Genomic DNA, 21727 nt, shown 5'->3' with positions numbered 1-21727 from the left:
TACAAGACAAAATAAATTTCAAAATGCAGATCGCTGACAAATATAGTCCACAGGAAACTGAACAAAAATGGTATGACTTCTGGTTAGAAAACAAATTTTTCCATTCCGAGCCGGATGACAGACCGCCTTACACCATTGTGATTCCGCCGCCTAACGTGACAGGAATTCTTCACATGGGACATATGCTGAATAACACCATTCAGGATGTTTTGGTAAGAAGAGCGAGAATGCAGGGTTTTAACGCTTGCTGGATTCCCGGCACGGATCACGCATCCATCGCAACAGAAGCGAAAGTTGTTGCAAAACTGAAAGCTGAAGGCATCAACAAAAAAGATATTACCAGAGAGGAATTCCTGAAACACGCCTGGGAATGGAAAGAAAAATACGGCGGAACAATCCTTGAGCAATTGAAAAAACTAGGCTGTTCTTGTGATTGGGACAGAACGAGATTCACAATGGAGGAGAATCTTTCCAAATCTGTGATCAAGGTTTTTGTGGATCTATATAATAAAGGATTGATTTATCGTGGTTACAAAGTTGTGAATTGGGATCCTGAAGCTCAAACCAACATTTCTGATGAAGAGGTGATTTTCAAAGAGCAAAACGGAAAATTATACTATTTAAAATATAAAATTGAAGGAACGGAAGATTTCTTAACTGTTGCTACCACACGTCCGGAAACTATTTTTGGTGATGTTGCCGTTTGTGTGAATCCGAATGACGAGAGATATCAGCATCTGAAAGGTAAAAACGTTATTGTTCCAATCGTTAACAGAGTCGTTCCTATTATCGAGGATGATTATGTGGATATCGAATTTGGAACCGGAGCATTGAAAATTACACCGGCTCACGATATCAATGACTACGAAATCGGACAAAGACATAACTTGCCAATCATTGATTCTATGGATAACGACGCTGTTCTGAATGAACACGGAATGCATTATCAAGGTCAGGGCAGATTTACAGTAAGAAAGGACATTGCCAGAGAATTAGAATTAAAAGATCTTTTGCTGAAAGCGGAAGATTACGTTAATAAAGTAGGAACTTCTGAAAGAACAGGTGCAGTTATCGAACCTAAGATCTCTGTTCAATGGTTCCTGAAAATGTCAGAATTGGCAAAACCGGCTTTGGATGTTGTGATGGATGATACGATTAAATTCCACCCGGAGAAATTCAAAAATACCTATCGCCATTGGATGGAGAATGTTCACGACTGGAACATTTCACGTCAGCTTTGGTGGGGTCAGCAGATTCCGGCTTTCTATTATGGAACGGGCGAAAATGAATTTGTGGTAGCAGAAAATATCGAAGATGCTTTAGTTTTAGCCAAAGAAAAAACTCAAAACTCAGAACTTAACATTGAGGATTTAAAACAAGATCAAGATGCATTAGATACTTGGTTTTCATCCTGGTTGTGGCCAATGTCGGTTTTCGAAGGGATTTTGGATCCGGAAAATAAGGACATCAATTATTATTATCCAACCGCAGATTTGGTTACAGGTCCGGATATCATTTTCTTCTGGGTTGCCAGAATGATTATGGCTGGCTTGGAATATCGCAAAGAAGTACCTTTCAAAAATGTTTATTTTACAGGAATTGTACGAGATAAACAGAGACGCAAAATGTCTAAGCAATTAGGAAATTCGCCAGATCCAATTGATTTGATAGAGAAATATGGTGCAGACGGCGTACGCGTTGGAAGTTTGTTAAGTTCTGCAGCCGGAAATGATCTTTTGTTTGATGAAGATCTGATGCTGCAGGGACGAAATTTCGCTACGAAAATCTGGAATGCTTACAAACTGATCCAAGGCTGGAAACGTGACGAATCTATCAAAGCGCAAAACCACGACCTTCAAACCATCGAATGGTTCGGTGAACAATTAAATAAAACAATTGGCGAGATTGAAGATCAATTCTCGAAATTCAGGATTTCTGACGGATTGCATCTGGTTTATAAACTGATCTGGGACGATTTCTGTTCCTGGTATCTTGAAGCGGTGAAACCAAACTTTGGGGAAGCGATCAGCGAGGATGTTTATCAGAAAACAATTGCTTATTTTGAGGAATTGATGAAACTGCTGCATCCATTTATGCCATTCTTGTCCGAGGAACTTTGGCAATCGATTTCGGATAGAAAAATTGATGAAGCTTTGATTATCACGCAACAGAAAAAATCTGAAAGTTACAATGAGCAAACAATCAAGGATTTTGATTTTGCTAAAGAAGTAATTTCTGGTGTTAGAAATTACCGTCAATCAAAAGGCATTTCGCCAAGAGAATCGGTTGAAGTTTTTACGAATGCGACAGAACTTAAAGATGCCGAAGTGATTCAGAAATTATCCAACATTTTAGATATTCATTTTGGTCAGAAAACCGATAAACCGAGTTTCACTTTCTTAGTTGGTTCCAATGAATTCTCAATTCCGTTAAGCGAAAATCTTGACCTTGGGGAAGAAAAAATTAAAACGGAAGAAGAAATAAAATATCTGAAAGGTTTCTTAATTTCAGTTGACAAAAAGTTGTCTAATGAGAAATTTGTAGCCAATGCAAAACCAGAAGTTGTAGAAATCGAACGAAAAAAGCAAAAAGACGCTCAGGACAAAATTATCCTTTTGGAAGAGAAATTAAAAAGTCTTTAATCAGACTAATAAATTTTAAAAATCATCAAAACTTCGGACATCAGACTTCTGACTTCCGACAATTTATAATGACACACATCGAAAATATAAAAAAACTATTCTCTAAAAATTTTGTAGAAAATCCGCTTCTGGAAACTTATGAAGCTGGAGAAATTCATGTTTCTTCCGGTTTCATTGTTGCAAGCGATCCGTTGATTTCCCCGGATCATTCGGCTTTCACACAAGAATTTCCAAAAGGTAATTTTCCGGTTCTTCTTCATAAAGAAACAGAATCCAATTGCATTGCTTACGCAGAAATTGTTTTCAATAAAAATAAACCGGCAGAAAGTTGGAAACTCGCTTTGTGTGACAATCAGAATTTGCAAGATCTGAAAGACGAAGAAATCTACGGATATCTGGTAGAATCCGGAATGGGAAGTTTTATGGACAAAGAGGCTCAGAATTCTCTGAACAAATTAGAACAGGAACTTTTCCACAAAAAAGGTGCTGATTTTATGGGGATCTATGAAGAGTTTTTTCACTCTCATTTTTTTGATGAAAAAGGAGCGATCGATCAGTTTTCAATTTTGAAACCTTACGATAATAAAAAGGAAAATATAGTTGCATTTGAAACAGGATATGGTGAAGGATTCTATGCATCATATATTGGTTATTCCAAAGATAATCAGCCAGTTAAATTAATTTCGGAATTTATCGAAATTGGTATGGATTAAATTATTATTTTTAGCCTCTAATGAAATCGTAATTAGCGATTCTATTTGACCTTTGAAACGTTGAATGTAAGCAAATGAAACTGAATAACACAAAACCACAGATTGTAGTTGTAGGAAGTTCTTCCATAGACCTGATCCTGAAAACTTCCAAAATTCCGAAAGCAAATGATACTGTCCTTGCAAATAATTTGACAAGCTATCTTGGAGGAAAAGGTGCCAATCAGGCGATAGCAACTTCAAGATTGGGAGCGCAAACTTCTTTGATCAGCTGTGTTGGTATGGATCCGTATGGACAGCAGGTTTTAAGAAATCTTAATGATGAGGAAGTGAATGTTGCGAACGTTTTTGAAGACGAAGACGAAGCAACAGGTACAGCTTACGTCACTGCGTCTGACGAAGGAAATGCTATTACAGTTGTTCCTGCAGCCAATTATAATCTTTCTTCTAAAAATATCGACGAGGCCGAAAAATATCTTTTAACTGCGGATCTGATCCTTACTCAGATGGAAATTCCTTCGAAAACGGTGGAATATATTTTCAGTAAAGCTAAAAAGCTGAATAAAAAAATCGGAATTTACGCAGCGCCTGCCAGCAGATTGTCCAATGAGATTATAGATTATGCGACTTTCATTGTGGCAAAAAGTACAGACCTGGAAATCATTTTCGGAGAAGGCAATCACGAAGATATTATCAAACATCTTCCGAACAAATTATTTGTAAGAGATGGCGCCAACAGCACAAGCTATTTTGATGGCAGCGAAATGAAATATTTCCGAAAAAATCCAAATTCGGAAGCGCACAGTATGGGATTGGGCGATGCCTTTACATCCGGGTTTTCCATAGCATTACTTCATGGGAATTCTATCGAAGATTGCGTAAAATTTGGAAACGAAGTGGCCTTGAAAGCTGCAGATTACAGAGGTTCACAAAAAGGTCTTCCTTATCTTAATGAGATGAAGGAATTGATATCTTACGCATATTAATATCTCAAAATAGCCGGACAAATTTTTCTACTTTTACTGGAATCTAAACGCTTTTCATGAAAAGTATCGAGCTTTTGACAGAAGACCATTATGCTTTGTCTGTGCATATTTTTGAACCAAAAGATTCTAATAATAAATTGCTGCTGATCAATTCGGCAACTGGTGTTAAACAACATATTTATTTTGCTTTTGCTCAATTTTTTTCAGAAAACGGGTTTGCGGTAATCACTTATGATTATCGTGGAATAGGTCTTTCAAAACCAAAAAAAATGAAAGGTTTCAATGCTTCGATGAGAATTTGGGGAACTACAGATTATAAAGCAATTACAGAATATATCAAAATTAATTATCCTGATTATGAAAAGTTTTGTTTGGGACATTCTCTTGGTGCTTTAATTTTGGGAATGAATCAGGATTCTGAGATGTTTAATGAATTTATTTTCGTCGGAACTCAGAATGCTTTTGTAGGAAATTTAAAATTTAAGACAAAGATTGAAGCTTATCTTGGCTTCGGAATTGCACAGCCGTTATCAACAAAAATCTTGGGTTATTTCCCTGGAAATTGGTTTGGCTTGGGAGAAAGTCTCCCTGCTGGAAGTGCTTTTGACTGGCAGACTTTGATTCTTAATAAAAAATCAACGAATAAATTGCTGGAAAAAGTTAAGGACTTTTCAAAAAATCTGACGCAGAAAGTCTTCGTCATCAGAGCAGAAGATGATTCGTGGCTCACGGAAAAAGGCGTACGATCCTTACTGGAAAACACTTATCCAAATCTGAAACCGACTTACAGATTAATCAAAACCTCGGAATCTGAAAAAAATGAAATCGGACACATCAACTTTTTCCGAAGTTACAATAAGAAACTCTGGAATATCATTTTAAAAGAATTGAATTAATGGAATTGATCAACAAGACAATAGAATTAGTAAAACAAAAATTGGAAGGCACAGAATCCGGTCACGACTGGTTTCATATAGAACGCGTCTGGAAACTGAGTTTGCACATTCAGGAGAGAGAAGGCGGAGACCAATTGGTAATAGAATTAGCCGCACTTTTACACGATATTGCCGATCCCAAATTTCATAACGGCGATGAGACTATCGCAACAAAAATTGTAACCAACTTTCTTACCGAACAAAATGTAGATTCTGAAACTATTGATAAAGTCATTTTCATTATAGAAAATATGTCTTTCAAAAACAGAAAAGAAGCTCCGAAAGATCTTCCGCTGGAGCTGAAAATCGTTCAGGATGCAGACCGTCTGGATGCAATTGGTGCAATCGGAATTGCAAGAACTTTCAATTTTGGAGGATATAAAAATAACCTGATGTATCATCCGGATATCGAACCAAAACTCGATCAATCCAAAGAAGATTACAAAAAATCGAACGGAACCACAATCAATCATTTCTACGAAAAACTTTTGCTGCTGAAAGATCTTCTGAATACAGAAACCGCCAAAAAAATTGCCGAAGAAAGACATCAGTTTATGTTACAATTTCTCGATCAGTTTTACAAAGAATGGAATGTGACTTTTTAATTAGAGAGAAACCATTATCTTTGTTTTAATGTTAATCCCTCTGATTCTTATTTTTCTCATCATTGCACTATTTCTTTCGGCTGTCCGTGGAGAAAAATGGAATTTTTGGAATAAAGTTGTCCGTACAATTATCACCATTTCTGCCGGTGCATATTTTACATTTTGGTTTGTGGAGAGAAGTGTTTCTCAGTTTTTGGAGAACTCATTAGCCGTTCAGGTTATCAATTATCTGCCACAGCCGATCGATTTTTACATTATCAGAGTTCAGGATCAGGTGCCGGAAAATGAAAAATTCAGTTCCAAACACGTTGGTCAGATCCGTCCCGACTATTTTCGGATAGAATATCTTAATATGCAGAAGTCCGATGAGTTCTGGGTGGTTGGCTACATTGGAAAAGGGAATCTCGTTTACTTTTCCCAGGTTGCCGTTCCCAACAAAAATGAAGATAAGATCGTTGAGGTTAGAAATTACATCAATCACAGTTTAAAACTATCAGCAATCGCTTCACAAAAAGTTGAAGATTTGAAGTACGAAAACATCAAACTCAGTATTTGGGTGACCTTAGACTTGTTGCTTATCTTCCTCAATTCAGTATTGCTTTTCAGAAGTAATAAGAGAAAGTAAGATTTAAAATATTTTGGGCAGCTTTATCCGTCCTCCGTTCCCGCTTTTTTCTTTTCTGGAAAAAAAGAAAAAGAGCTCCACTCAGGCCGGGCTGCAGATTCTACATAAAAATAAGATTTGCTGTAGAAAAACAACATTTGTAATTCTGAAAGAATCTCTACAGCTAAGTTTAGATTGACTTCGTCGAACCACTTCGTTAGGTTTCCTACGGAATGACAAAGTCACTTTTTGATATTCAATATTTCTTTGTTAAGTTTGATGTTTATGCTGAGCTTGTCTTTTGCGAACATGAAATATTTCCAATAAAATCAAAACTATTACAACCCCAATTGGTACAATTACTGCAACCAAAAACCAAAAAATAATTCAAAAAATGGATCTGTCAAAAAATATAAATTCTGCACATACAGCTTTCCTCGACTGGAAAAAAACACCTTTTACACACCGACAAAAATTACTTCATAAATTAGCCGATGTTCTGGAAAAAAACAAAGAAGCATTTGCGAAACTTATCACTACAGAAATGCACAAACCAATTTCTCAATCGATTGCAGAAATAGAAAAAAGTGCAGGAATGATCAGATTCTATGCCGAGGCGGAAAATGTTCTGAAACCCGAAAAAATCAAAACCGAATTTAACGTTTCTGAAGTTCATCACGATTCATTGGGGATTATTCTTGGCGTAATGCCCTGGAATTTCCCTTTTTGGCAGGTCCTCAGGTTTGCGGTTCCGGCAATTTTAGCTGGAAATGTGACTTTGCTGAAACACGCCTCCATCTGTTTCGGAAGTGGTGATGCTATTGAAAAAGCTTTTCTGGACGCCGGTTTCCCGAAGTTTATTTTTCAGAATCTGAAAATCGGTCACGACGAGATCAAGGAAATTATGGAAAACCCTTTTGTAAGAGGCGTGAGTCTCACCGGAAGTGAAAAAGCCGGAGCAAATGTAGCTTCTCTCGCTGGGAAAAATATCAAAAAATCTGTTTTGGAATTGGGAGGAAGCGATGCTTATATTGTTTTGGATAATGCAGATCTAGAAGAAGCGGCAAAAGAAGCACCTATGGCAAAACTGCAAAATACGGGACAAGTTTGTAATGCCGCGAAACGGTTTATTGTACATCAGAAAATTGAAAAAGATTTCGTTCCAAAATTCATAGAAGAATATAATGCTTATCAGCCGTCTGACCCTTTCAAAGAAGAAACCAAGCTGAGCAAAATGGCAAGACCGGATCTGGCAGATGAACTGGAAAATCAATATAAAAAAGCTCAGAAGAATGGGGCAGAAGTAGTTTTGGCTTTGGAAAGAATTTCGGAAAGTGAGTTTCGTCCGGGAATTATTTTGGTGGAAGAAGGTAATCCTATTTTGCAGGAAGAATTATTCGGTCCTTTGGCAATTCTGATGATTGGAAAAAATGACGAAGAGATTCTGAAATTAGCGAATGATATTCCGTTTGGATTGGCAAATTCTATCTGGACAAAAGATAAAAAACGGGCGCAATTTTTTATAGAAAATCTGGAATCCGGAACGGTTTCCATCAACAAAGCGACAAGTTCTGATGCGAGACTCCCTTTTGGTGGTGCAAAATCATCAGGTTATGGTGTTGAGTTATCATTGCACGCCATCAAAGAATTTACGCAGATCAAAACGGTTGTTGGAAATATTTGAAATTAATTTATACGGCACTTTTCCGCAAAGAATTTGTTAAGATGTAAGTTTCCAAAGATTTAATAAATTCAAAATTAAAATCCCTCCAGAATTTATATTTTGAAGGGATTGTCTTAATAATCGTCTTGATCTGACAAAAGTTTGTTTTGTTCACAAAGTCCATAGCCCCGATTGACTCATTTTTTTATTTTTTTATGGAATCGTCGAAACTTCGTTTTGAAGCGGAATCCTTTTTTGTCTTTTGTGAAATTTCTAAATTATGACAAAGCGACGGAGACAAAAAAGATATAGCGGATAGCGGGATCAAGCTCCTAAGAAAATTAATTGATAGTGGTAGCCTCTTGATTCTTGTTGGCCAATAAAGAATCTGCTTTTGCTTTTTTCTCCTGTTCAACCTGCTGGATTACAACGTCTCTATTTTCCTGCTCTTTCATAATTTCTGCCAGTTGAGGTTCGATGATCTTATTCATCTCGTCTTCAGAAATATTGTTGGCTTCCGGCGAATCCAACAGCTTTTTCCAAGGCCGTCTTTTGCCCCAAGGATAATCTCCGTAAACGATCAATGGTGTTCCTTTTGCTCTTGCGGTCTGCCCGCCTTTGTTCAGAATCCAGGTATCGACCCAGGTGTACATCCATTTTGCATCTTCTTCCAACATTCTTAGGCACGAGTGCGAAGCCGGATAACCGGGCATTGCGTACTGATGCCAGCCTATGCCGTCAAAGTTGGCAACATTCACATTCCAGCGGAGTTTCCACTCATCACTTACTGTTGAGATGGCAACTTCTTTTTTCCAGTTGGCAAACATCAATCCTTTTTTGGTAGGTGTTGCTTTTTTACCCATACTGGTTGGTCCCCATTTAATGAGATTACCGTATTCATAGACTCCAAAACCTTGGATTGGATAGGAGAAAAATACGAATTTTTTCACGTTTTCCAGACTTGTGACGTGGCCGGGAAACGGCGAGTATCTTAGAAAATCTTCTTCGATTTTTGCAGGAACCACCAAAGTGTCGGCAGCACCAATATTGGCTTTGTCGAGACGATTGAGCGCAAGAATTGTGTAAAGTGTTTTTCCTGTAAATTCTTTTTTGTTTTTCTGTGAAACAGAATCTGTGTTTTTATAGACCCACGGAAAATAGCCGAAATCTTTTCTCGGGATTACAACATCTGGTACATTAGGTCTTTCATCTTCTTTTTTCTCTTCCTCTTTCTTGTCATCAGAACCCAAAATGTCTGTGATTGGGTTGTTTTTTTTATCTGATGAAGATACAGATTCATCTTTTTTACATTGAACCAGAAATAAAGAAATAGCGATTAATAAAGGAATTGTGTTTTTGATTTGTCGAATTTTCATAGTGTTTCTTTCTCAATTCTTAATTTACAAAAAGAATACCAACAAATAATTATAAATTTAAATAATGATTATGATTTTTTTGAAATTATATCATCAACAATCTGTTTTGCATGGATGCGCGAATTTTCTATGAACCAAAGATGCGTGTCTTTTCCGCCGCATACAACGCCAGCAAGATAAATTCCATCGATGTTACTTTCCATTGTTTCCGAATTGTAATGTGGATTCAGGCATTCACCTTTTAAGTTGATACCAATGTTTTCCAGAAATTTAAAATCCGGTAAATAACCTGTCATAGCGAGAACGAAGTCATTTTCTATTTCCCGATTCTCTCCATGGTCAGTTTTGAAGATTACAGAATCTGGTTTGATTTCCAATAGTTCTGCTCCGAAAAAAGCTTTGATATTTCCTTCTGCTATCCGGTTTTCTATGTCCGGTCTTACCCAATATTTTACACTTTTTGAGATCTCGTGATGCCGAATGATCATCGTTACATTTCCGCCTTTTCGATAGATTTCCAAAGCTGCATCGACCGCCGAGTTGCTGGATCCAATAACCACAACGTTTTGAAAAGCATACGGATAAGGTTCTGTATAATAATGTTTTACTTTTGAAAGTCCTTCGCCGGGAATATTCATTAAGTTTGGAATGTCATAAAAATCCCGTTGCGATAATGACATTTTTCGCAAAGTAAACTTGCTTGCTGGTTTCAACCTCAAAAAAGTTTGATTTTCTGATGTTCAGAACTTTTTCGTAGGCTCTGATATTGATTTTTTTTTGGCGTGCAATTCCCTGGTAATATTCCAAAGCGTCTTGCCTGCCAGGTTTTTGTTTGGTTGTGATAAAAGGGATCTCATCAATTTCCAGACGGTCGGCTGTAGAAAAAAACGTCATATACAAAGGGTAATTGTAGAGGCTGTTCGCAACCGTTCCTTTCTCGATAATGATATATTTTAAATTGTTTTTTTTAGCTTCTAGGGCACAGGCTAATCCAATCGGTCCACCGCCAACAATAAGAACATCGTATAATTCCATAACCCAAATTTAAGGCTTTTTGGAATTAATTTCTATTTTTTAAAAGAATCCATCCTGTTATCGTTTTGTCCGGCAGAGTCATAATATACCAATAACTGGTAGTAGGCAGACTTCTTCCATTGAATTTTCCATTCCAAAGGAAACTGTCCGTGCTATACTGTTCGTGCAGTAATACTCCGTTTCGGTCATATATCTGGATTTTAGAAGGAACATCATCGAACACATCCAGATTTTTGAAAGTCCAGGTGTCATTTTTGCCATCATCATTTGGTGTTATCACATTCACGACTTTTACAGATAATCCGTCTTTTGTGTCACCAAGACAATCGCGATCTGCATATCTTACATAAAAAGTAACCGGACCAGGCGCTATATTTTCAAAAATGTTTGATTCCTGCCAATGTATTCCATCGATGGAATAGAGAATCTTTCTGCTTCCCGTTGCAATTACCTGATAAGATGTCGGCCCGATTCCTATCAATTGTGTAATGACAGGGACCTCATAAGCAATAACATTAAAATACGCTGTATAACTACAGCCATTATCTATGGTGATTGTCAAAGAATATTTGCCTTCGTTTTTTATATCGGTTATATATTTTTCTTGTGAGATAACTTCTCCTGCAGGATTTTTCCAGACGTATGTATTAGGTTTCAGATAAGATAAATCAGGCTCTATTCTGATACCGACACCCGGACAGAAATAATAATCCGGCAGTTCAAATATTGGCGTGTTTTTTAAATTGATATTAATTTTCACCAATGAAGGACAAGTGCCAGCTGCTGCGGCTTTTACAAAAATTACTGGAGGATGTACACTTCTATCGTACTGGTAAGCAGAAGGTGATAGAATCCTGTTGCTGTTTTTATTAAGATCTTCTAAAGTCGGGTAATAGGAATAATCGGTACCTGTATTATAAATCTGGCTTTCAAATTGGCTTAGATTCAAAATTTCCTTTCCGTCATTGCCTGCATCACATTGTTCCAATAAAAATGAATTCTGATTGATAGGGATCACACTTCCAGAAGTAAAATCGATGGTTGAAAAAGAAAGTGGCAGACTGTAACAGCCAGGAAGGTTTTCTACCAATACATAGATTCTTGACGGGAATGGGGATGGAGAGAAGTTTTCCGGATTTTTGATAGGATTATTGTTATCAATATCAGCAGGAGTCAGGTAAAATATAAAATGATTTTCCGGGTCTATTTCGCTCACCATTCTATTCGTGTATTCTGGCAATAATAAATTCACTTCAGGATTACCATCCAGATTATTATCACATACAGTGATGGCTGATGGAATTGCTTTTGGAGGGAAATAGGTTTTCAAAGTAATAGACGCTACAGAGAAGCAATGTGAGTTTTTCGATTCAAATCTTGCCCAAAAATTAACGACATTATAATTGGTTGTTTGGAGATTACTTATTTTTGGAGTGCCAAGATTTGCAGCTGCTTTTGTAGCATAATAAGTAACAATCATATCTGCAAGTGTATCACCGTTTTCTGATGAAACAAACATAGCTGCTTTTGCGTCATTCAAATCGTAGGTTTCTCCATAATCATATGCTCTGTCACATTTTGCGATCAGTCCGGATTTTATTCTGACAGCTGGCAGAAAAGTGAAATTAATAGTGATTTTTGCTACAGCAAAGCAGGCTCCTTGCGAAACTCTTACAAAGACTTCTGTACTTTTATTAAGCGAAAAAGCAACAGGCGTTGTTATTCTGTTAGAAAAAGCACCATTCCCAGCGTTATAATTTAAATAATAACTATAAACAAAATTTTCTGTTCCGGAATAGATTTCGGATTCATGTCGGGTAAGATCATACTGCTCAACACCATCATTATTGTTATCACAGATGCTTCCAAGATCAATGATTATATTATTTTTTGTAAGACTTGGGCTGGATATAAGTTTAAGCGTTATAGGATACACCCGGAAACAGTCTCCATTGTCTGCTTTCATATCCAGACGGACGTATATGACGGCCGATGTACTTGTAAGAAGATAGGTAGTAATAGCACCTGAGTTTGCATTAGCAGATGCAGCATCCGGAAAATAACTAATGGTAACAGGCTGACCGCCTGCAATTGCGCTATTTAGACTGCTGAGGGTAATATTTTCTAATCCATTATTCTCAAAATCACAAATATCCTGGTTTTGATTGGCAACAGGATTTCGTAGCTCAATCGTTATTTTTCTAACTGTGTAACAGCCGTCTGCATTTTCGAAACGGACGTAGAAAACTGCATTTATTAAGTTGCCGTCTTTTATGATGAGTTGATTTGAAGATATTTCTGTCCCTATATTTGGTGTTGTAGCGTCAATTTGAGATGAATAGAAACTTACTTTTGTAATCTCAGAAATCGGAGTGGTTAACATTTCCGGATACAGTGAATTCAAATCTATCATAACATCTTGTTTCCCATCAAAGCAATACACCTTTTTGATATCTTTTGCAATAATTTTATTGAGAAAAGTGATATCCATATTTACAATTCCGATGGCATAACAGCCATTTGAATTGGTAACTCTGGCATAGACTGTATATTGTCCGGCTTTTATAGTTGTCAGCCCTGTTCCGCCTGCCTCTGCTGCGGTCTTGGTTTCAAAATATCTTACAATTACATTAGGATCTGTAGTAATCAATGGTGTTACCAGCGTGTTCCAGTCAAATTTCTCAATATTATCGGCTTCATTGTCGCATAAAGTATAGCTGTAATTTACAGGGCTGTTTATAATTGGAGCACTTCCGCCCTGGCTGTAATTAATATCTATATCATCGCTTAATATAAAACTTGATCCGCAGATAGGGTAATCTATTGTTACGGTATATTTTTCTGTTTTTGTGGGACAGACATTAACCTCAGCTGTACTACCAACAATTTGATTCGAAGAGTTTTTCCATTGTATGTTTGGTTGTACTTCTGCCCCTGCGGGACTGAATTTCCAACTTTCGTTGCCGGATTGCCAGATTCCCTTGTTTCTTCCGGCTGGTGATAATCCATCGTCACCTGTAGAATTCATAGTACCGATAAGTGATTCTTTGAAACGTGCAGTTACACAAGGAAGCGGCTTGTTTTCGATATTTATATTAATTTCATTAGTGAATTCTGTTAAAACAATCTGAAAAGTTGACGTTTCTGTACAACCCGTGATTCTGGCTTTGTAAAAATTAACAACAAATTTTCTGCAAGGAGCCGTTCCTATGACCGAATAATAGATCTCCGAGTCATCCGTATCGGAATAAATCAAATCCTGCAAAATGCCAAAAATCGAATTTCTTGGTAATAGCGGACTTGGATTATTGGCTAAGATATTTGGGTTACTTGCTAGTCCGGCCTGTGTGGTGTCAAAGGTTATAAAACCATTGGTGCTTATGACTAATTTGTTATATGTTTTATCATAAAAACAAAAATTGAAAGGGATAGGAATTACGCCGGAAAAGTCATCATCAGTTTTAGCATTCAGGGGAGTTCCTTGATCAAATGGAATAATCGGCGCATAACTTTGCGGGGCTACCTGATATGAGGTGGTCAAATAAGTTTTGGGAACGTTGGTCGTTAATGATACACAAGCACCGTTTCCGCAACTTAGCTCTACTGATGTGTTGCCAAATAAGTCAGTTGCAGTAATACTTGGACAACTCTGAGAATACAAAAATGGAGTAAGCATCAGTGCAATAAGTAATAATATATTTTTCATACTATACCTTTAATAGATTAATTAAATTTAACAAAAAATAGTATCAAAATGTAAAATTTTTAATAAATATTATGATTTGATAAATTATTTAAAATAACTAATTATGTTTGCTGATTCTTCTTCGTCTTTGTGTATTTGTAGTTTGTGTTAGGTTGTTTAACTCGATAATATTCCGAAAATCATATAATCGGATAGCGAAAATGTTGATATCAATATTGTCTTATAGTAATATAACCAATAATAATATTTAAAATTCTGCATCTTCCCAATCACGGAATTTCTCAGAAATCTGTATAAGTTTGCGGTTTTCATTTCTCAATTCTTCCATTTGCCCAAGCAGTTTATGGATGATTTCTATTCCTGGAAGATTGATATCTAAGTCATAATGCCAATTTGTAAATTTTTCCAGGTGTGGCAATTCCTCATAAATAATATATTGAACGCTGTTTTCCGTTTCAGGATGTAGCAATTCAGAAGCTATCAGATCATTTAAAAAATGATCATCTATATTATAAATCTGGATAACTTTTTCTATGGATATTCTCTCGCTCATCGTCAGGAATTTTGAAGTTGTTGGAAAAGTTCTTTTTGTTTTTCAGTAAGATTCGTAGGGATCTTCACATTGTAAGTCACATACAAATCTCCAGACTCACCTTCTTTTTTATAAACAGGAAAACCTTTGCCTTTTAGTCTTACGGTAGTTCCGTTTTGCGTTTCAGGTTTTACTTTCAGTTTTACAGAGCCGTCCAGCGTCTGGATATTAGCATCGCCACCTAAAACAGCCGTATAAAGATCGATATCAACGGAAGTTCTCAGATTATCGCCGTCGCGTTTAAAATCCTTGTCTTCAGCAATGTTGAATGTAATATAAAGATCACCATTCGGACCACCGTTTATTCCGGGGTTTCCGTGGCCTTTCAGTTTAATCTGCTGTCCGTCATAAATGCCTGCCGGAATCGTGATCCTTACTTTTTTTCCATTGATGTCAAAAGTCTGCTGATGTGTTTGGGCAGCATCTTTCAGGTCAAGACTCAGTTCTGCTGAGATATCCTGACCCTTGAATTTCCCATTTGCACTTCCTCGCGAACTGCCTCCGAAACCGCCGCCAGCTCCACCAAACATCGATTGGAAAAAGTCTGAAAAATCTTCGTCGCCTCCAAAATCTGCTCCTGAAAAACCACCGGCTGTATTTCCCTGGTATTGCTGTCTTTGCTGCTGTTGTGCCTGTTCATATTGCTCGCCGTGTTTCCAGTTTTCACCGTACTTATCATATTTTGCACGATTTTCCGGATTGCTCAGAACTTCATTAGCTTCGTTGATTTCTTTGAACTTTTTTTCCGCTTCCTTGTCACTCGGATTCATATCGGGATGATATTTTCTGGCGAGTTTTCTGTAAGCTTTTTTGATCTCATCTGCAGATGCACTTCTGCTAATTTCCAGCGTTTTATAATAATCTATAAATGCCATTGTCTATTAGTTTAATTCGAGATTTATAACTTTACTATATCAATTTTGTAACCAAAATATAAATTTTCTATCAGGATTTTAGGAGCATCCACTTTCAGCCTCTTTTCACTTTTCCACCCGCTGTTCACTATATCTTTTTCGTCATTGCGAATGACGCAGGGTAATCCGTCTGCATTTTTCCCCGCAATAACAAAAAAGGATGCCGTTGCCATCGGGGCTAGATAGACGTTTGTGCTTCTTTTGACATTTTCTTCATCAACTGTCAATTAAAAAACGGACAGCTAATTACTGTTCCACCCAAATCAGTTTGGAAGTATCGTAGCCAATCGATTTTGCTTTCTCGAGAAAACGGGTTTTTATATTCTCCGGAATTGTTTTTTCACGCGAAAGAATCCACAGATAGTCCAGATCTTTTCCTGCAACCAAAGCATATTTGTAGTTTTCATCCAGGTCGATCACATTATATCCGGACCAGAATGGCTTGAAGAAAGAAACTTTTAATCTGGCCTCATTTTCAGAGTTTACGAATTTTGCTTCTCCAACGCTTTCTTTCCATCCTTTTTCTTCGTAATCGTAACCTTTGTTATTAACCTTGATAGTCCCATCCGGATTTTTGGAATATGTTGCCGTTACCTGATTCATATTTTTCTCAAATCTATAATCAAATCTGGCAATCTCATACCATTTTCCAAGATATCTTTCGGGTTCAAAATTTGTGATGGCATTTGCACCCTCAGGAATTCCTGCGGAACAAGAATTAAAAAGGAGTAATCCTAAAATTCCTAAAGAAACCGGAACGGCAATTTTTATAAACGTTTTTTTCATATTAGATCTAATTTGGCTTTACTCAATTCAAAAATAATTCCATCTGCTTTGTTAAATATTTAGAAGTCAGAATTAATAATATAATTTGATTATTTTTACATTAATAAAAGTTGAAAAATTAACCTATGAAACAAAAATTACTTTCTGTACTTTCCCTTGTTTTGTTCAGTCAGGCTTTTGCACAGTCGGATAAATTCTATGCAACCACAGATTCTGAAAACGCAAAGGAATTAAAAGCAAGATTCCCGCAAGAAATTGAAATTGTCGGCGTATCCGGAAATCAATCTGCTATTTTTCTTACAAAAAATGCCGCCGAGTTTCTTCATCATAACGTAGTCACTCACGGTCCTGGTTATGTTTATAAATCTTCCAAGGAAGAGGCGTTATCAGCCATTAATAAAACTAAAAAATCCAACAAAGTTCTGGCTTTTACAATCGATCAGAATGCGGCTGTTGCTTCTGCCATTGCAAAAGTGAGCGCAGATAATATCAAAGCTCATATTCAGGTTCTGGAAAATTACGGGACGCGTCATCATACCACTGCGAAAGCTCAGACTGCAGTTCAGGATCTTAAAACAAAATGGCAGAACCTTATCACCGCTTCCGGCAGAACAGATGTTTCCGTAAGAATTGAAAACCACGTCGGAACCCCAATGCCTTCTTTGGTTTTTACAATCAACGGAACGACTGCACCAACAGATTTTATCATCGTTGGAGCTCATATGGATTCAATTACCAATAATACGAATAATGCACCCGGAGCGGACGACGATGCCTCTGGAATTGCTACTATTTCAGAAATGATAAGAGTTCTTCTCAATATCAATTATAAACCTGCAAAAACAGTAGAGTTTATGGCGTTTGCGGCAGAGGAAATAGGATTGGTCGGTTCGTCTGAGATTGCTCAGGATTACGCTCTTGCTAATAAAAATGTGGTTTCTTTTGTGCAGTTTGATATGACCAATTATAAAGGATCTACAAAAGATGTTTACCTCACGACAGATCCTTATAACAGCAATGATCTCAATCTTTTTTTAATTGAATTAATGGAACATTACAATAAAACGGGCAGCCATGTTTTCACTTATGGTAATACGATTTGTAATTATGGATGTTCCGATCATTACAGCTGGGCAGAAAATGGTTACGAGGCGGCCTTTCCTTTTGAAGCTTCTTTCACTCAATACAATCCGAATATTCATACCACGAGTGATAAACTTTCCAATATGGGAAATAGTGCAACCCACGCTGCGAAGTTTGCGAAACTCGGCCTGGAATTCATTCTGGAAACGGCAAAAGGTTCTATTTTAGCAACATCGGAAACTGCAAATACCAGTTCTGTAGAAATCTATGTAAAAGATAAAAACCTTAATTATAAATTAGGAAAAGAATCGATTGAAAATCTGACAATCATTGATACAAGCGGAAGACAATTATTGGAAACGCAAAGTATTTTACCTTTCGGAAAAATAGATCTTAATAAACTGAATAATGGATTTTATCTTGCAGTTTTCAAAACTAAATCAGGAAAAGTAATCACAAAGAAATTTATTTTAGAATAAGAAATTAGATTTTGAATATAGAAAAAGCGAGAACATAATTAATCTGTTCTCGCTTTATTTTTTATAATTAGTTAATAATTAAGCTTCCGGTGCAAGCTCTACAATAAGTCCTTCCAATTCTTCGGTTACAGGAATCTGGCATCCCAAACGGCTGTTAGGTTTCACATTATAAGCTTCATCCAGCATTGCTTCTTCATCAGGAAGCATTTCCGGAAGAGGAACATTCTCGCTCAAAACATAACATTGGCAGGAAGCGCACATCGCCATTCCGCCGCAGATGCCGATGGTTCCTTCTGGAGCTAATTCGTAGGCACGGACAATTTCCATCAGGCTCATCGCCATATCTGTTGGAGCAGGAATGGTGTGAGAAGCGCCTTCTCTGTCTATGATTGTAATATTAACGTCTGACATACTGCAAAGATAGTAAGTAGAATTTAGAAACCAAAGGTTCGGCGTAATCAAATAAGATTTTAGAATTTAGATTTTGATTCATCGTTTCAAAAAATGCACAAAAAAGAGGATTGTAAATCCCCTTTTAATATTATAAATGAAATTTAGAGATAAAAAATTAATCTCTAACTTCTAAAAATCTAAGTTCTAATCAATAGATTTCACGACTGCTTTTTCTGCTTCTTTTCTGGTTCCGTCGAAACCGTCAACGCCGCTTACCGTTGTATATTTCAACACGAATTTTTTCCCGGGATTCATTCTGTTGTAAACACTTTGAACCATCAATGTTGCTTCGTGGAAACCACAAAGAATCAGCTTTAATTTTCCCGGATAAGTGTTAACATCGCCGATTGCGTAGATGCCTTCGATGTTCGTTTGGTAATCTAATGCATTATTTACTTTAATCGCATTTTTCTCAATTTCCAATCCCCAATCTGCCAAAGGTCCTAACTTAGGAGTCAGCCCAAAAAGTGGAATCAGATAATCCGTTTCTAAGATAGATTTTTCGCCGTTTTTCTCGATTTCAATGGCAGTTATTTTATCATCACCAATCAGTCCTGTCACTTCTGCAGGTGTAATCAGATTAATTCTTCCCTGATGTTTCAGTTCAGTCACTTTTTCTACAGAATCAAGTGCACCACGGAATTCATTTCTTCTGTGAATCAATGTTACATCGGATGCAACATCTGCAAGAAAAACGGACCAGTCCAGAGCAGAATCTCCACCGCCGGCAATCACGATTTTTTTATCACGGAACATTTCCGGGTCTCTCACAAAATATTCAACACCATTTTCCTCAAATTTTGCGATGTTTTCCAACTCCGGTTTTCTCGGATCAAAACTTCCTAAACCGCCGGCAATTGCGATGGCTTTTCCTTTAACTTTTACGCCTCGGCTTGTTGTTACTATGAATTGTCCGTCTTCTGTCTTTTCATAGCTTAACGCTTTTTGGGCAAGAGAAAACTGGGGTTCAAATTGTTTGATCTGCTCCATCAGATTATCCACTAAAATACCTGCATCCACACTTGGAAATCCAGGAATATCGAAGATCGGTTTTTTAGGATAAAGCTCTGTCAATTGTCCGCCGGGCTGGGGAAGAGCATCGATAAGATGGCATCTGAGTTTCAGTAATCCGGCTTCGAAAACTGTAAAAAGTCCGGTAGGACCAGCACCTATTATAATGATATCTGTTTCAAACATTTATAAAATTTTGGAGTGGCAAATTTACGGATTAAATCTGATTTTAGAATGGTTCTAAAGTATGATATTAGTTAGAGATTTCATTTTGTGTAGACTTCATATAAGTTTATATTTGTGAAAAATTAATTAAATGAAAACATATTTATTCCTTTTTTTATCGTTACTCTCTTTACAATTGTATGCTCAAGGTGATTTAATAAATACGAGATTAATTCAACCTACTAGTACAAGTGGTAATTTCAACCAAAGCTATATCCACCACCTTAATTCTTCTAAGAATGAATTGTTTCTATCAACACTAAGTATAGGTGTTTCTGAATATTTTGGTTTTTCCAACGTTGCAGAGGACAGATATTATATCTCTAGGATAGGTTCCAACGGCTTACCAAAATGGACAACCATAGTTTATGCTGCACAAAAACTAAATATGCAAAATTCATCCCAAGATTTTGCGGCAGTAGATAAAGACGATAATATATATGTTCTTTGTAGACCGAATGGCTTGAATCCATATTTTGTAGATGCATTTGGAACAACTGTTTATTTTTACGATAATTTTCAAATGCTTTTAAAAATTAATAAGGATGGGAAATTGGTTTGGAAGAAAAATTATCAAGCATTTAGTGCTGGCGTATGCGTAGATAATAATAATGATGTTTATCTGTATGGTACAGCTCTATCAATTACTAATACGGCAAAGAATTTTTCTCTAATAAAATTAAACGGCCAGACAGGAAATGAAATATACGTGAAAGATGATTTCAATTTAACTCAATTTCAATTTGTTCCAACATTTGATAATAGTAATAATCTCTATGTATTTACAGAGCCAGTAGCTGGCACTTCTGATAATTTATTTTCTGTGGGAAACCTGAATATATCTTTAAATACCGATGGCTTTAATAGTATAATGTTAAAGTTTGATGTTGAAGGAAATATTTTATTTGGTAAGAATTTTTATCCTGTAAATTCTGATGTTCCATCATACAGTTGGATTAATGATGCTAAGTTTGATGGCGAAAAAATAGTCTTGAATGGAAACTATTTAACAACGAACAAGGATAGTCAGTTTTTAGGAATGGGAGGAATCAAAATTGATAACCATTATAATACAAACTATGCCGGACTAATTGCAAAAATTGATTTGAACGGTAGTGTTGAATGGGAAAAGGATATTCAATCCTCAAAAGGTTTGTCTTTAGGTTTTTATACTAATATCGGTTTAGATGAAGAGAAAAATATTTATGGCTATTTTGGTTTTAAAGAGAAAGTTACTTATAATAATACTGAATATATTTTTAACACTTTAGAAGATGATAGAGTTATTACTAAAATTGATAGCAATGGTAATTTAAAATTTTTTAAATCAATAGATCAATCACCACCTAATAATCAAAACACTTATTATTATAACCTTATAGATATGATAAGTGTAGACAAGTTCAATTGTTTAGGAAATACGAACAAGAATAATTTTTTGAACATTCCACTTAGTAATGATAGTAACCCTAAAATGTATATTGCTACTTTTGCGAATGAAAATCTATTTACAGATTCATCCAATCTAATAAATTTTAGAATCTATCCTAACCCAACTTCTGATATCCTTAATATTCAAACAGAACAGAAAATCTCTAAAATTGAAATTTTTGATACAAGCGGAAAGCTTTTGAAATCAAATTCTGGAAATGAAAAGAATATTAGAGTTTCTGAACTTACTAAGGGATTGTATCTAATAAAAATATATGCAGATAAAAATGTTATTAATTCTAAGTTTATAAAGAATTAAAAGCATAACATAATTAATAATAAAAGCGACCTCAATTTGGGATCGCTTTTATTTATGCTCAAAAATTATTTTGGATAAAATCTTATCAAATGATAAGATTTTATTTTTTGGTTTGCTTTAGTTTTGGACTTTCATCATTTGTGTTTTTTGATTCCTGAGAATATTTATTATC

At 36.2% G+C, this 21727-nt stretch carries 17 protein-coding genes and 1 pseudogene; 9 read left to right on the top strand and 9 right to left on the bottom strand.

Annotation, left to right across the window (positions count from 1 at the left end; genetic code table 11):
* Nucleotides 1-23 precede the first annotated feature (23 nt).
* The 7 genes from ACFJGY_RS14735 (at nt 24) to ACFJGY_RS14705 (ending at nt 8166) form a co-directional block, all read left to right on the top strand.
* Entirely contained in the window at nt 24-2642 is a 2619-nt protein-coding gene (locus tag ACFJGY_RS14735) for a valine--tRNA ligase (protein ID WP_379965238.1), read from the top strand.
* 68 nt (nt 2643-2710) lie between these two features.
* A complete protein-coding gene (locus ACFJGY_RS14730; protein WP_379965235.1) occupies nt 2711-3355 on the top strand; it encodes a DUF4241 domain-containing protein in 645 nt (214 codons plus the stop codon).
* A gap of 74 nt (nt 3356-3429) precedes the next feature.
* The gene (locus tag ACFJGY_RS14725) at nt 3430-4338 is read left to right on the top strand and encodes a ribokinase (protein WP_379965232.1); all 909 of its coding nucleotides are present in this window, start codon (nt 3430-3432) and stop codon (nt 4336-4338) included.
* Nucleotides 4339-4394: 56 nt separating this feature from the next.
* The gene (locus tag ACFJGY_RS14720; RefSeq protein WP_379965230.1) at nt 4395-5234 is read left to right on the top strand and encodes a serine aminopeptidase domain-containing protein; all 840 of its coding nucleotides are present in this window, start codon (nt 4395-4397) and stop codon (nt 5232-5234) included.
* A complete protein-coding gene (locus tag ACFJGY_RS14715; protein ID WP_379965228.1) occupies nt 5234-5878 on the top strand; it encodes an HD domain-containing protein in 645 nt (214 codons plus the stop codon). The genes ACFJGY_RS14720 and ACFJGY_RS14715 overlap by 1 nt, the downstream gene beginning before the upstream one ends.
* Before the next feature lie 28 nt (nt 5879-5906).
* A complete protein-coding gene (locus ACFJGY_RS14710) occupies nt 5907-6503 on the top strand; it encodes a hypothetical protein (RefSeq protein WP_379965226.1) in 597 nt (198 codons plus the stop codon).
* Between the two features lie 361 nt (nt 6504-6864).
* Nucleotides 6865-8166: an aldehyde dehydrogenase family protein gene (locus tag ACFJGY_RS14705; RefSeq protein ID WP_379970209.1), complete on the top strand. Its 1302-nt coding sequence runs from the start codon at nt 6865-6867 to the stop codon at nt 8164-8166.
* A 320-nt stretch (nt 8167-8486) separates the two neighbouring features.
* Here ACFJGY_RS14705 and ACFJGY_RS14700 read toward each other — a convergent pair whose 3' ends face one another.
* From ACFJGY_RS14700 to ACFJGY_RS14670, 7 genes and pseudogenes are all read right to left on the bottom strand, one after another.
* Nucleotides 8487-9521, bottom strand: coding sequence for a L,D-transpeptidase (locus ACFJGY_RS14700; protein WP_379965224.1), 1035 nt, complete (start codon nt 9519-9521; stop codon nt 8487-8489).
* A gap of 68 nt (nt 9522-9589) precedes the next feature.
* Nucleotides 9590-10556: pseudogene (locus ACFJGY_RS14695) on the bottom strand (YpdA family putative bacillithiol disulfide reductase).
* Between the two features lie 25 nt (nt 10557-10581).
* Nucleotides 10582-14262 carry a T9SS type B sorting domain-containing protein gene (locus ACFJGY_RS14690; protein ID WP_379965222.1) on the bottom strand — a complete coding sequence of 1227 codons (3681 nt, stop codon included), beginning with the start codon at nt 14260-14262 and terminating at the stop codon, nt 10582-10584.
* A 247-nt stretch (nt 14263-14509) separates the two neighbouring features.
* Nucleotides 14510-14815, bottom strand: coding sequence for a chaperone modulator CbpM (locus tag ACFJGY_RS14685; RefSeq protein WP_379965219.1), 306 nt, complete (start codon nt 14813-14815; stop codon nt 14510-14512).
* 2 nt (nt 14816-14817) lie between these two features.
* Complete coding sequence (locus ACFJGY_RS14680) at nt 14818-15729, bottom strand: DnaJ C-terminal domain-containing protein (protein WP_379965216.1); 912 nt, start codon at nt 15727-15729, stop codon at nt 14818-14820.
* Between the two features lie 23 nt (nt 15730-15752).
* Nucleotides 15753-15995, bottom strand: coding sequence for a hypothetical protein (locus ACFJGY_RS14675; RefSeq protein ID WP_379965213.1), 243 nt, complete (start codon nt 15993-15995; stop codon nt 15753-15755).
* 19 nt (nt 15996-16014) lie between these two features.
* A complete protein-coding gene (locus ACFJGY_RS14670; protein WP_379965210.1) occupies nt 16015-16554 on the bottom strand; it encodes a lipocalin family protein in 540 nt (179 codons plus the stop codon).
* A 125-nt stretch (nt 16555-16679) separates the two neighbouring features.
* On the opposite strand from ACFJGY_RS14670, the gene ACFJGY_RS14665 reads away from it, so the two are divergent.
* On the top strand, nt 16680-18116 hold the full coding sequence (locus ACFJGY_RS14665; RefSeq protein WP_379965207.1) for a M20/M25/M40 family metallo-hydrolase: 1437 nt from the start codon (nt 16680-16682) through the stop codon (nt 18114-18116).
* 78 nt (nt 18117-18194) lie between these two features.
* Here ACFJGY_RS14665 and ACFJGY_RS14660 read toward each other — a convergent pair whose 3' ends face one another.
* Together ACFJGY_RS14660 and ACFJGY_RS14655 are read right to left on the bottom strand one after the other, a co-directional pair.
* Nucleotides 18195-18527, bottom strand: a complete 333-nt coding sequence (locus tag ACFJGY_RS14660) for a 2Fe-2S iron-sulfur cluster-binding protein (protein ID WP_379970207.1) — start codon at nt 18525-18527, stop codon at nt 18195-18197.
* A gap of 186 nt (nt 18528-18713) precedes the next feature.
* The gene (locus tag ACFJGY_RS14655) at nt 18714-19766 is read right to left on the bottom strand and encodes an NAD(P)/FAD-dependent oxidoreductase (protein ID WP_379965204.1); all 1053 of its coding nucleotides are present in this window, start codon (nt 19764-19766) and stop codon (nt 18714-18716) included.
* 130 nt (nt 19767-19896) lie between these two features.
* On the opposite strand from ACFJGY_RS14655, the gene ACFJGY_RS14650 reads away from it, so the two are divergent.
* Nucleotides 19897-21555: a T9SS type A sorting domain-containing protein gene (locus ACFJGY_RS14650; RefSeq protein WP_379965201.1), complete on the top strand. Its 1659-nt coding sequence runs from the start codon at nt 19897-19899 to the stop codon at nt 21553-21555.
* Nucleotides 21556-21727 lie beyond the last annotated feature (172 nt).

This window comes from Epilithonimonas sp. UC225_85 (assembly GCF_042695135.1).
Classification (GTDB): Bacteria; Bacteroidota; Bacteroidia; order Flavobacteriales; family Weeksellaceae; genus Epilithonimonas.
Note: the sequence above shows the minus strand (reverse complement) of the source record. Positions and strands in the feature narration are given on the sequence as shown.

Coding starts and splice junctions, on each gene's coding strand:
- ACFJGY_RS14650 (WP_379965201.1), top strand. CDS start 19,897: ATGAAAACATATTTATTCCTTTTTTTATCGTTACTCTCTTTACAATTG.
- ACFJGY_RS14680 (WP_379965216.1), bottom strand. CDS start 15,729: ATGGCATTTATAGATTATTATAAAACGCTGGAAATTAGCAGAAGTGCA.
- ACFJGY_RS14715 (WP_379965228.1), top strand. CDS start 5,234: ATGGAATTGATCAACAAGACAATAGAATTAGTAAAACAAAAATTGGAA.
- ACFJGY_RS14730 (WP_379965235.1), top strand. CDS start 2,711: ATGACACACATCGAAAATATAAAAAAACTATTCTCTAAAAATTTTGTA.
- ACFJGY_RS14690 (WP_379965222.1), bottom strand. CDS start 14,262: ATGAAAAATATATTATTACTTATTGCACTGATGCTTACTCCATTTTTG.
- ACFJGY_RS14685 (WP_379965219.1), bottom strand. CDS start 14,815: ATGAGCGAGAGAATATCCATAGAAAAAGTTATCCAGATTTATAATATA.
- ACFJGY_RS14700 (WP_379965224.1), bottom strand. CDS start 9,521: ATGAAAATTCGACAAATCAAAAACACAATTCCTTTATTAATCGCTATT.
- ACFJGY_RS14725 (WP_379965232.1), top strand. CDS start 3,430: ATGAAACTGAATAACACAAAACCACAGATTGTAGTTGTAGGAAGTTCT.
- ACFJGY_RS14720 (WP_379965230.1), top strand. CDS start 4,395: ATGAAAAGTATCGAGCTTTTGACAGAAGACCATTATGCTTTGTCTGTG.
- ACFJGY_RS14655 (WP_379965204.1), bottom strand. CDS start 19,766: ATGTTTGAAACAGATATCATTATAATAGGTGCTGGTCCTACCGGACTT.
- ACFJGY_RS14735 (WP_379965238.1), top strand. CDS start 24: ATGCAGATCGCTGACAAATATAGTCCACAGGAAACTGAACAAAAATGG.
- ACFJGY_RS14660 (WP_379970207.1), bottom strand. CDS start 18,527: ATGTCAGACGTTAATATTACAATCATAGACAGAGAAGGCGCTTCTCAC.
- ACFJGY_RS14670 (WP_379965210.1), bottom strand. CDS start 16,554: ATGAAAAAAACGTTTATAAAAATTGCCGTTCCGGTTTCTTTAGGAATT.
- ACFJGY_RS14710 (WP_379965226.1), top strand. CDS start 5,907: ATGTTAATCCCTCTGATTCTTATTTTTCTCATCATTGCACTATTTCTT.
- ACFJGY_RS14665 (WP_379965207.1), top strand. CDS start 16,680: ATGAAACAAAAATTACTTTCTGTACTTTCCCTTGTTTTGTTCAGTCAG.